Origin of the sequence: Kitasatospora sp. NPDC056184, assembly GCF_042268405.1 — a bacterium.
Lineage (GTDB): Bacteria > Actinomycetota > Actinomycetes > Streptomycetales > Streptomycetaceae > Kitasatospora.
Genome location: NZ_JBHJUI010000038.1, coordinates 1 through 12,021, shown reverse-complemented (window position 1 = coordinate 12,021; position 12,021 = coordinate 1). Strand labels below are relative to the sequence as shown.

The 12,021-nt window shown below is 72.0% G+C and carries 5 protein-coding genes and 1 pseudogene; 2 read left to right on the top strand and 4 right to left on the bottom strand.

Annotated elements, in window-relative coordinates; all coding sequences use genetic code 11:
* Positions 1-144: 144 nt before the first annotated feature.
* From ACFC0B_RS38390 to ACFC0B_RS38375, 4 genes are read right to left on the bottom strand one after another with little or no spacing between them, the layout of a single operon-like run.
* Positions 145-930, bottom strand: a complete 786-nt coding sequence (locus ACFC0B_RS38390) for a thioesterase II family protein (RefSeq protein WP_376097350.1) — start codon at positions 928-930, stop codon at positions 145-147.
* On the bottom strand, positions 927-1,154 hold the full coding sequence (locus ACFC0B_RS38385; RefSeq protein WP_376097347.1) for an acyl carrier protein: 228 nt from the start codon (positions 1,152-1,154) through the stop codon (positions 927-929). The genes ACFC0B_RS38390 and ACFC0B_RS38385 overlap by 4 nt, the downstream gene beginning before the upstream one ends.
* A complete protein-coding gene (locus ACFC0B_RS38380) occupies positions 1,151-3,199 on the bottom strand; it encodes an HAD-IIIC family phosphatase (protein ID WP_376097344.1) in 2,049 nt (682 codons plus the stop codon). Before ACFC0B_RS38380 ends, ACFC0B_RS38385 begins: the two co-directional genes overlap by 4 nt.
* A 6-nt stretch (positions 3,200-3,205) precedes the next feature.
* Entirely contained in the window at positions 3,206-4,237 is a 1,032-nt protein-coding gene (locus ACFC0B_RS38375) for a 3-oxoacyl-ACP synthase III family protein (RefSeq protein WP_376097341.1), read from the bottom strand.
* Between the two features lie 270 nt (positions 4,238-4,507).
* Between ACFC0B_RS38375 and ACFC0B_RS38370 the strand changes: the two are divergent.
* Both ACFC0B_RS38370 and ACFC0B_RS38365 read left to right on the top strand, forming a co-directional pair.
* Positions 4,508-8,020 (top strand): annotated as a pseudogene (locus ACFC0B_RS38370) (type I polyketide synthase); the annotation flags it as partial.
* A 9-nt stretch (positions 8,021-8,029) separates the two neighbouring features.
* The coding region (locus ACFC0B_RS38365) for a type I polyketide synthase (protein WP_376097418.1) at positions 8,030-12,021 on the top strand (3,992 nt) is incomplete at its 3' end.

Here is a 12,021-nt window from a genome sequence, read left to right as displayed (position 1 = left end):
CGCCCGGGGTCGTCGCGTTCGGGGGTCGTCGCGCCCGTGTCGTTGTGCGTGGCCCCCGTGCGCGGTCGTCAGGTGCGTCCGCCGACGTCGGCGCGGGCCGGCTGTCCGTGGCCGGCCCGCGCCGCTGTCGGGGCGATCGGGTGATCAGGAGGCCGCCGACCTCCGCGCGGGGGCCAGGACGTCGCCGAGACTCCGCTGCAGGAGGTCCAGGAACTCCGTGGTGGAGTCGCGGGTGAAGAAGTGGCCGCCGGGGAGTCGGTGGACCCGGAAGCCGGCCCGCGTGTGGTCGAGCCAGCGTTCCGGTTCGGCGCCCTGCATCAGCGGGTCGGAGCGCCCGGTGAAGACCTCGATCGGGAACGGGAGGCGGGGCAGGAAGCCGCGGTCGTGGCTGCGGCAGACCCGCAGGTCGTCGCGGACCATGTCGAGCGCCGCGGTGAGCCACTCCGGGTAGGCCAGGATGCTCTCGGACATGCCGCCCAGGTCGAGCAGGACCCGGGTGAGCTCGTCGTCGGGCAGCTCCGGCAGCTCGCCGAGCGCCGGCGGGCGGTGCGGTGCGGGGTAGGCGCCGACGAGCAGGGCCTCCGGGAGCGGGCCGCCGGTCCGGTAGAGCCGCCGGGCGAGGTTGTACGCGACCAGCGCGCCCATGCTGTGCCCGTAGAAGGCGAACGGCTGGTCGAGGACGCCGTCGAGCTCCGCGACGAGTTCGTCGATCAGTGGTTCCATCGTCCGGAACCGCGGTTCGCCGTTGCGGGTCTCCCGGCCGGGGAGCTGGACCGGTACCACCGCGACGTCGCCGCCGAGCCCCTGGTGCCAGCCGGCGTACGCGGAGGCGCCGCCGCCCGCGTGGTGGAAGCAGAAGAGGCGGATCCGGGCGTGCCGGGCGGGTTCCCGGGCCAGGTAGCGCGAGTGCAGCGGGAGCGGGGTGCTCACGGCAGCGTCACCAGGTCGAAGACCCGCTGCAGGCTGGGGGCCTCCAGGAGGTCGGGCAGCGAGACGCGGCGCGCGGTCTCGCGCTCCAGGACGACCACCAGGGACAGCATGTGCACCGAGTCCCAGCCCGGCACCCGGTCGAAGGGCAGTCCGACGTTCTCCGTCGTCACGTCGAGGCCGAGCTCGTCCTGGAGGAGGGTCACGAAGTCGTCGAGGGTGTTCAAGAGGGCTCTCCATGAAGGGCTCCGGCGCCGTCGGGGCTGCCGGACGAGTGGTCGGACGTGGGGTCGGAGGAGCGGTCGTCCGGGGCGGACCGGGCGGACCGGTCGGACCCGCCGGGGAGTTCGGCGTGCAGGAGGACGTACGGCGGCGGCGCCGGGATCTCGGCGAGGTCGTGGCGGAACACCGCGGTGGTGCCGTCGTCCGAGACCTCGGTGAAGCCGACCAGCGGGTAGAGACCGCGCACCTTGCCGTTCTTGGCGGTGCGCCGGTAGGTGCCGAGGACCTCCGCGGCCCCGGCGTCCTTGAAGTGCCGGAGCAGGGCGCTCAGGCAGGCCTGCTCGATGCCCCGGGAGAACACCCGGCAGCTGAGCAGGAAGTTGTCGATCGTCGCCGTGCCGCCCTCCTGCCGGGCGAGGACCGCCCCGACCAGGCCGTTCTCGCCGAAGCGGTCGCGGGAGTGGACGGTCAGGACGAGCGCGTCGGGGTCGGCGCGCAGCGCCTGGACGTCGGACTGCTGGAGCCGCTCGGTGGTGAGGTTGAACTGGTTGGTCCGCTGGGTGATCTGCGCCAGGCGGGGGACGTCCCGGTCCTCGGCGGCGGCGAAGCGGACGGTCACGTCGAGCTCGCGCAGGTAGTCGTCCAGCGAGTCGAAGGTGTCCAGGAAGTCCTTGCGCTCCAGCTCCTCCCGGTAGGTGGTGGCGCGGGAGCGGTCCTCGGCGGTGAGCTCCAGGACGTCGAACCAGCCGTCGCGCAGCAGCTTCTCGATGTGCAGGGCCGGCTCGGAGTCCAGCCGGAGGACGGCGACGCCCGGCAGCTCGCGGCGCACCAGCCCGCACTCGTACGGGCTGTCGTCCGCGAAGACGAAGGAGTCGACGCCGAGGTTGAGGTCGGCGGCGAGTTCCCCGAGGTTCTCGTGCTTGGGGCGCCAGTTGGCGACGACCCGCACGAAGTCGCCCTCCCGCAGCACCATCTGCGGGTGGGTGCCGAGGACCTCGCGGACCGGGTCGAGGTCGTTCTTGCTGACGGCGGCCAGCAGGACGCCCTGCGAGGTGACCTGCTTGACGACCTTCTGGAAGGCGCGGAACGCCTCGCCCCGGTAGGTCTCGGCGACCTCGATGCCGTCGAAGCCGTCCTCACCGAGGATCCCGCCCCACACCGTCTCGTCCAGGTCGAGGACCAGGGCCTTCTTGGTGCGGCCGACCAGCGTGCGGGCCAGGTGCCCGATCTCGCGGGCGTAGCGGGCGAGCAGGGGCGAGGAGAGGTGGGCCTTGGTGTAGAGGCTCAGCCGCGGGTCGGCGACGGTGATGCCCTCGGCCACCAGCGGGTCCAGGTCCACCACCACGACCCCCGGCCGGCTCGCGCCGAGGCGCAGCAGGCGGGCGTTGGCCTCGCGCCAGAGCGCCCCGACCAGGGCGCGGGAGCGGTGGTCGACGACCTGGGCGGTCAGGGCGCGGGTCAGCGGCAGGGTGTTGAGGACGAGGGTGCCGCGTCCCGTGGCGGTGAAGCGCTCGGCCAGCCGCTCGATCAGCCCGGTCTTCTCGGCGAGCACCCGCTCGACGTCCGCCGGGCCCCAGGGGCTCGGCAGCTCGTCGAGGACGATCCTCGGGTCGAGGACGCACAGGACGAGGTCGGGCTCGGCCGCGTACAGGTCGCTGCCGGGGTCGGTCAGGTCGAAGACGTAGCTGTCGAAGTCCGACACGGCCGCGTCCAGCAGGACGCCGTGCCGGGCCAGTTCGGCGGTCAGCGGCGGCACCAGGGCGGACAGCGTGCCGTGCCCGGTGACGGCGACGCGGAGGACGGGGACGCCCGGGTGGGCCTTGCGCACCTCGTCGGGGGCGAGCCGGGCCAGGTGGTTGCCGGCGCGCAGGAGGTCGGCGTCCTCCAGGTCGGTGAGCAGCTCCCGGACCTGCGGGTAGTCCTCGGCCAGCCGGCCGGCGCGCTGCAGGGTCTGGAACCGGGTGATCGGGTCCGGCTGGTCGGCGGTGGCCGGGGCGCTGTCCGCGAGGGCGGGCGCCTGGGCGGGAGGGGAGGCGGTCGGCTGCGACATGGCGGATCAGACCTTCTCCAGCGCGAAGCCGGCCTTGATCCACTTGCTCGACTCGACGGCCACGCACAGCGCGCGGTCGCCGTCGGTCATCTGCGGCAGCGCCCGCTCCAACTGGAGGAACGGCACCGCGTTGCCGGTGTTGGCGGTCTCGCGGACGCAGGTGATCTCCTCGGCGCCCGGCATGCCCAGCTCCGCGACGATCCGGGCGGTCATCTTGCCGGACAGCTGCGGCGGCAGCAGGTAGTCGACGTCGGTGTCCTGCCAGCCGAGGTCCTCCAGGATCTCCTTGGCGATCTCGGCCGACATCGTCGGCACGGACTCCTCGATCGCCTTGTAGTCCTCGTTGACGGCCTGCTTGTCGGAGTGGCGGTCGGTCCGGCCGAACCACTCGACGCTCTGGCCGGGCGGCCGGTTCAGGCCGGTGAGCCGGGTGTAGATGCGCCGGATCGACGCGGTGCCGGGCACCGGGTCGGTGGTGAGGACGGCCGCGCCGGCACCGTCCCCGAACAGCACGACGTTGACGAGCTCGGAGGGGTGGAGCGTGCGCAGGTCCAGCGTGACGTCCAGGTGCTTGGCGCAGACGTCGCCGCCGAGGACCAGCACGTTCCGGTGCTCCCCGGTCAGCAGCATCTGGCGGCCGAGCTCCAGTGCCTGGACGGCGCCGGAGCAGCCCGACTGGAGCTGGTAGGTCGGCACGTTGTTGATGCCGAGCCGGTCGGCGATCAGGTTGACGGTCGCGGGCATCAGCTGGTCGGGCGTCGCCGTGCCCAGCACGATGCCCGTGATGTCGTCCGGGCCGAGGCCGGCGGACTCCAGCGCGCGCCGCGCGGCGGTCTCGCCCAGCTCGGCGAGCGACGAGCGGATCTCGCCGCTCTCCAGGTCGACGGCCAGATGGCGCGTGTCGGTGCCGACGAACGCGTCGATCCATTGCTCCCACAATGCGTCCATCTGGAACCGGCGGGCGAGGGCGGCGTTGTCCAGAGCAGGGCCCGGGAGGGCTGTTCCTACCGACAGGATGCGGACGTCAGGGGTGTCCATCCTGGTCCTTTCCGAGTGAATCGAGCCTGGGATGAAGGCCGACGAGCAGCCTGTGGAACTCATGGCCATGCTCGGAACCCCCGCTAAAGCCGCTCTAACCCACTGCTTGGTCTTGTCGCGGGCCGCGCGGCCCGGGGGGCGGACCGCTTTAGGGGCGGCAAAGGGCCCCGTTAGTCGGGTCGGCGAGTTTGCTGAAACGTGTGGCGTACGGCCGGGCGCCGGCCCCACGAATCGAAGGTGACGGCCCCGCGAGGAGAGGGTGGATAACGCATGTCGTCGAACGAGGACAAGCTCCGCGACTATCTCAAGCGGGTTACTGCGGATCTCCATGTGTCACGGCAACGTGTCCAGCAATTGGAGAGCGAGAATCAGCAGCCGATCGCGATTGTGGGTATGGCCTGCCGATACCCCGGCGATGTCCGCTCACCCGAGGATTTGTGGGACGCGGTGATCGGGGAAACCGATGCCATTTCCGCATTTCCGGCAAATCGCGGATGGGATCTCGACGCCCTCTACCATCCCGACCCCGACCAGCAGGGGACGGTGTACTCGCGCGGCAGTGGATTCCTGCACGACGCGGACCTGTTCGACGCCGACTTCTTCGGCATCAGCCCGCGTGAGTCGCTCGCGACCGACCCGCAGCAGCGCCTGCTGCTGGAGACGGCCTGGGAGGCGTTCGAGCGGGCCGGAATCGACCCCGCCACGGTGCGCGGCAGCCGCACCGGCGTCTTCGCGGGCGTCATGTACAACGACTACAGCTCCCGCATGACCCGCATGCCCGACGGCCTGGAGGGCTACGTCGTCAGCGGCAGCGCCGGCAGCGTCGCCTCCGGCCGGGTGGCGTACACCTTCGGGCTGGAGGGCCCGGCGGTGACGGTGGACACGGCGTGCTCGTCCTCGCTGGTTGCCCTCCACCTGGCCGCGCAGTCGCTGCGCCAGGGCGAGTGCAACCTCGCCGTCGTCGGCGGCGCCACCGTGATGGCCTCGCCCAACGCCCTCCTGGAGTTCAGCCGCCAGCGCGGCCTCGCGCCCGACGGCCGCTGCAAGGCCTTCGGCGCCGGTGCCGACGGCACCGCGCTCAGCGAGGGCGTCGGCGTACTGCTCGTCGAGCGGCTCTCGGACGCGCAGCGGCTGGGGCACCCGGTGCTCGCGGTGGTCCGTGGTTCGGCGGTGAACCAGGACGGCAAGAGCAGCCAGATGACGGCGCCGAACGGTCCGGCCCAGGAGCGGGTCATCCGGCAGGCACTGGCGAGCGCCGGCCTGTCGGCGGCGGACGTGGACGTGGTGGAGGCGCACGGTACGGGCACGCGTCTGGGTGACCCGATCGAGGCGCAGGCGCTGCTGGCCACGTACGGCCAGGGGCGTGAGGCGGAGCGTCCGCTGTGGCTGGGGTCGGTCAAGTCGAACATCGGTCACACGCAGGCGGCGGCGGGTGTGGCGGGCGTCATCAAGATGGTGATGGCCATGCGGAACGGTGTGCTGCCGCGCACGCTGCACGCGGATGAGGCTTCGCCGTACGTGGAGTGGGAGAGCGGTGCGGTCGAGCTGCTCACGCGGACGCGCGAGTGGGCGGAGGCCGGGCGTCCGCGCCGTAGCGCGGTCTCGTCGTTCGGCATCAGTGGGACGAACGCGCACGTGATCCTTGAGCAGGCGCCGGTTGTGGAGGATGCTCCGGGCGGCGCGGACGTTCTGCCGGTTCCGGGTGTGGTGCCGTGGGTGTTGTCGGGTCGTGGTGAGCGGGCTGTTGAGGGTCAGGCGGCGCGGCTGTTGACGGCTGTGGAGGGTCTGTCGCCTGCTGATGTGGGTGTGTCGTTGGTGTCGTCGCGGGCGGTGTTCGAGGACCGTGCGGTGGTGCTGGGCGGATCCGCCGCACTCGCCGCACTCGCCGAGGGTGTTGAGGCTCCGGGTGTGGTGCGGGGTCGCGCTGTCCCGGGTGGCCGGGTGGCGGTGCTGTTCACCGGCCAGGGCTCCCAGCGCGCCCGCATGGGCGCCGAACTCTACGAGACGCAGCCGGTGTTCCGTGCGGCGTTCGACGAGGCCGCCACCGCACTGGACGCCTTCCTGCCGCGCGCGCTGAAGGACGTGGTGTTCGCCGACAACGACACCGACCTCGACCAGACCCTCTACACGCAGGCGGCGCTGTTCGCCGTTGAAACCGCGCTGTTCCACCTTGCGAAGGCCCACGGTGTGGAGCCGCAGGTGGTGGGTGGGCATTCGATCGGCGAGGTCACGGCCGCCCATGTCGCGGGTGTGTTGTCGCTGGGCGATGCGGCGCGTCTGGTGACCGCGCGGGGCCGGCTGATGCAGGCCGCGCGCAGTGACGGCGCGATGATCGCCGTCGAGGCCACCGAGGACGAGGTCCTGCCGCTGCTGGACGGCCGGGACGGCGCGGTGTCGATCGCCGCCGTCAACGGCCCCGCCTCCGTCGTGATCTCCGGTGACACCGTCCTCGCCGAGGAGGTCGCCGCGCACTTCGGCGCCCTGGGCCGGCGTACCCGGCGTCTGAGCGTCTCCCATGCCTTCCACTCGCCCCACATGGAGGGCGTGTTGGAGGAGTTCACGAGCGAGATCGCCGGGCTGACGTTCAACGCACCCACGATCCCGGTGCTCTCCAACGTCACCGGAACCCTGGCCACGACCGAGCAGCTCACCTCGTCCGCCTACTGGGCCGGGCACATCCGTGGCACGGTGCGCTTCCACCAGGGCGTCCAGCACCTCCACACGGAGCAGGGCATCACCGCGTTCCTGGAGTTGGGCCCCGATCCGGTCCTGACGGCGATGACCCGCACCACCCTCGCGGACACCGACACCATCGCGGTGGCAGCCCTGCGCAAGGACAAGGCCGAGGACGAGACCTTCCTCACCGCCCTCGCCCACCTCTGGACCACCGGCACCCCGATCGCCTGGGAGAAGGTCTCAACCCTGGCCGGGGGCCGCACGGTCGAGCTGCCGACCTACGCCTTCCAGCGTGAGCGGTACTGGCTCGACGCGCCTGCTGTCACGGGGGACGCGTCGGGTCTGGGGCAGAGCATCACCTCGCACGCCCTGCTCGCGGCCGCTGTCGACCTCGCCGGCGAGGGTGGCGCGGTGTTCACGGGGCGCCTGTCCCTGGCCGGGCAGCCCTGGCTCGCCGAGCATGCCGTTCTGGGCAGCGTCCTCCTCCCGGGCACCGCGTTCGTGGACCTCGCCATCGCCGCCGGAGACCACCTCGGCGCCGGACACCTCGAAGACCTCACCCTCCACGCACCCCTGACCGTCGGAGAGGGCGAGGGCGTTCACCTCCAGGTGACGGTGAGTCCCGATGAGAACGAGGGCTTCGCGCTCGCGGTCCACTCGCGGGCCGAGAACGGTGAGGGCATCTGGGTTCGCCACGCGACCGGTCGCTTGACGTCCGAGAGCGTCGCCCCTGTGCTCATCGAGGGTGCCTGGCCGCCGGCGGGTGCCGAGCGGATCGACCTCGACGGCCTCTACGACCGTCTCGCCGACCGTGGTTACGCCTACGGTCCGCTGTTCCAGGGCCTGCACACCGCCTGGCGCCACACCGACGGCGACCTGTTCGCGGAGATCACCCTCCCCCAGGATGACACCGACGGCTTCGGCCTCCACCCGGCCCTCCTCGACGCCGCCCTCCACACCCTCCTGGTGGAGCAGGCAGAGGACCGCGTGGTGCTCCCGTTCGCGTGGAGCGGCGTCACCCTGCACGCGACCGGCGCCACCGCCCTGCGCGTCCACTGGAAGTCGACCGGCGACAACACCTACACCCTCACCGCCACCGACCCCGCCGGCACCCCGGTGATCGGTGTGGAGGCGCTGACCGTCCGCGAGACCACCGCGGACCAGCTCGCCACCGCGACTCCCACCAACGACCTCTACCAGCTGACGTGGAACCCGGCCATCAAGGCCACCGACCCCGTCGCCATCACCGGCGACCTGGTGGTCCTCGGCACCGAAACCTTCGGCCTCGACGCACCGCTCCACACCGACCTGGACACCGTGCCCCCGCACGCCCATGTGCTGCTCACCGCCGAACCGTCCACCACCACCGAGCCCGCCCACACCCACGAGGTCCTGACCCGCACCCTCGCCACCCTCCAAGCCTGGCTGGCCCACCCCGACCACACCGACGGCCACCTCACCATCGTGACGCGCCACGCGGTCACCACCGGCCCGGGTGACCCGGCACCGGACCTGACCGCCGCCGCGATCTGGGGCCTGGCCCGCACCGCCCAGACCGAACACCCCCAGCGCATCACCCTCCTCGACCTCGACGACCAACCCCTCACCCCCGACACCCTGAGCAACGAACACCCCCAGACCGCCCACCGCAACAACACCCCCCACACCCCCCACCTCACCCCCACCACCGGAGACAGCACCACCACCGTCCTCAACCCGGACGGCACCGTCCTCATCACCGGCGCCACCGGCACCCTCGGCACCCTCTTCGCCCGCCACCTCGTCACCGCGTACGGGGCGAAGCACCTGCTGCTGGTGAGCCGTCGTGGCGCCGATGCCCCCGGCGCCGCCGACCTCGCGGCCGAACTCACCGCCCTCGGTGCGGAAGTGACCTTCGCCGCCCGCGACCTGGCCGACCGGGACGCAACCGCCGGCCTCCTGGCCGGCGTCCCCGCCGAGCACCCCCTCACCGCCGTCATCCACACCGCCGGCGTCCTCGCCGACACCCTCATCGAAGGCCTCACGCCCGAGCAGTTGGCGGACGTCCTGCGGCCGAAGGTCGACGCGGCGTGGAACCTGCACGAGCTCACCGAGGGCTTGGACCTGTCCGCCTTCGTCCTCTTCTCCTCCATCACCGGCATCATCGGCAACGCCGGCCAGGCCAACTACGCCGCGGCCAACACCTACCTCGACGCCCTCGCCCACCACCGCCACACCCACCACCTCCCCGCCACCTCCCTCGCCTGGGGCCTCTGGGGCGGCGACACCAGCGGCATGGCCGACGAACTCTCCACCGCCGACCTCGCCCGCATCGCCCGTTCCGGCATCGCGCCCCTCACCACCCACCAAGGACTCCACCTCTTCGACACCGCCCTCACCATCAACCACCCCACCCTCGCCCCCGTCCACCTCGACCTGAGCGCGATCGACGAGAGCAGTGCGCTGGTTCTTCGTGGTCTGGCGCCGGTGCGTCGTCGTCGGGCGGTGGCCGGTGGTGGGTCCGCGGGTGCGGGTTCGTTCGGGGACCGGCTGGTGGGTCTGGGGGAGGCCGAGCGGCGGCATGTGGTGCTGGAGACGGTGCGGTCGGCGGTCGCGGGTGTGCTGGGCTACGCGGGGGCGGAGGCTGTTGATCCCGAGCGGGCCTTCAAGGAGTTGGGTTTCGACTCGTTGATGGCGGTGGATCTGCGGAACCGTCTTCAGGGGGTGACGGGTCTGCGGTTGCCGGCGACGCTGGTGTTCGACTACCCGTCGTCCTCGTTGCTGGCGGGCTTCCTGCTGACGGAGGCGTCCGGGGTCGAGCGGTCGGCCGCGGTCGCGGCGGCGGTTCCGTCCCGTGCGGACGGGGCCGAGGACCCGGTGGTGATCGTCGGGATGGCCTGCCGGTTCCCGGGCGGGGTGGACTCGCCCGAAGGGCTCTGGGGCCTGGTCTCCGAGGGTGTCGACGCGATCTCGGGCTTCCCGACGGATCGCGGCTGGGACCTGGAGAAGCTGTACAGCCCGGACCCGGACACGCCCGGCACGTCGTACACGCGGGAGGGCGGGTTCCTCTACGAGGCGGACCGGTTCGATCCGGAGTTCTTCGGGATGAGCCCGCGTGAGGCGGTGGCGACCGACCCGCAGCAGCGTCTGCTGCTGGAGACGGCGTGGGAGGCCTTCGAGCGGGCGGGTATCGACCCGGCGGGCCTGCGGGGGTCGGACACCGGCGTGTTCGCCGGCGTGATGTACAACGACTACGGCTCGCGCATGCAGCAGGCCTCGGAGGGCTTCGACGGGTTCTTCGCCACGGGCACCGCCGGGAGTGTCGCCTCCGGCCGGGTGGCCTACACGTTCGGGCTCGAAGGCCCGGCCGTCTCGGTGGACACGGCGTGCTCGTCCTCGCTGGTCGCGCTGCACCTGGCCGCGCAGTCGCTGCGCCAGGGCGAGTGCAGCCTGGCGCTGGCCGGTGGTGTCGCGCTGATGTCGACGCCGACCACGTTTGTGGAGTTCAGCCACCAGCGCGGCCTGGCACCCGACGGCCGCTGCAAGCCCTTCTCGGCCGACGCCGACGGCACCGCGTGGGGCGAGGGCGCCGGCCTGGTCCTGCTGGAGCGGCTCTCGGACGCTCAGCGGCTCGGTCACCCCGTGCTGGCGGTGGTGCGTGGCAGTGCGGTGAACCAGGACGGTGCGTCGAACGGTCTGACCGCGCCGAACGGTCCGTCGCAGGAGCGGGTGATCCGTCAGGCGCTGGCGAACGCAGGTCTCACCACGTCCGATGTGGACGTGGTGGAGGCGCACGGTACGGGAACGCGTCTGGGTGACCCGATCGAGGCGCAGGCGCTGCTGGCCACCTACGGCCAGGGCCGTGACGCCGATCAGCCGCTCTGGCTCGGCTCGATCAAGTCCAACATCGGCCACACGCAGGCCGCCGCCGGCGTCGCGGGCATCATCAAGATGGTGATGGCGATGCGGCACGGTCTGCTGCCGCAGACCCTCCACGCCGACGAGGCGTCCCCGCACGTCGAGTGGGAGGCCGGCAGCGTCGAACTGCTCAGCCAGGCCCGCGAGTGGCAGGACGCCGGGCGTCCGCGCCGCAGCGCCGTCTCCTCCTTCGGCCTGAGCGGCACCAACGCCCACGTGATCCTGGAGCAGCCGCTTGCAGCGCAGGACGACCGGGCGGACGCGGCCGAGGTCGGGACCACCGAGGTCTTGGGTGTGGTGCCGTGGGTGTTGTCAGGTCGTGGTGCGCGGGCCGTGGAGGGCCAGGCGGCACGGTTGCTGACGGCCGTGGACGGTTTGTCTTCGGCTGATATCGGTGTGTCGTTGGTGTCGTCGCGGTCGGTGTTCGAGGACCGTGCGGTGGTGCTGGGCGGATCCGCCGCACTCGCCGCGCTGGCGGAGGGTGTTGAGGCTCCGGGTGTGGTGCGGGGTCGTGCTGTTGCGGGTGGGCGGACGGTGTTCGTGTTCCCGGGGCAGGGTTCGCAGTGGGTGGGCATGGCGGTGGAGTTGTTGGACTCCTCCGAGGTGTTCGCGGCGCGGATCGGCGAGTGCGCGCAGGCGCTTGCGGAGTTCGTGGACTGGTCGCTGGTCGATGTGCTGCGGGGTGTGGAGGGGTCGCCGTCGCTGGAGCGGGTGGATGTGGTCCAGCCGGTGCTGTGGGCGGTGATGGTGTCGCTGGCGGAGGTGTGGCGCTCGTTGGGTGTCGTGCCGGACGCGGTCGTCGGCCATTCGCAGGGGGAGATTGCCGCGGCGTGTGTGGCGGGTGGTCTGTCGTTGGCGGATGGTGCGCGGGTGGTGGCGTTGCGTTCGCGGGCGTTGACGCGGCTGGCCGGCACGGGCGGGATGGTGTCGGTTCCGCTGGGCGCGGAGGCGGTGCGCGAGCGCTTGGCCGACGTGTCCGGTGTGAGCGTCGCGGCGGTCAACGGCGCGGCGTCGACCGTGGTCGCGGGTGAGGTGGGGGCGCTGGAGGCGTTCTTCGCGGCCGCGGAGGCGGACGGGGTGCGGGTGCGTCGGATCCCGGTGGACTACGCCTCGCATTCGGCGCAGGTGGAGCTGATCGAGGAGGAGTTGGCGGAGTTGCTGGCGCCGGTGGCGCCGCGTTCGGGGGAGGTGGCGTTCTACTCGACGGTGAC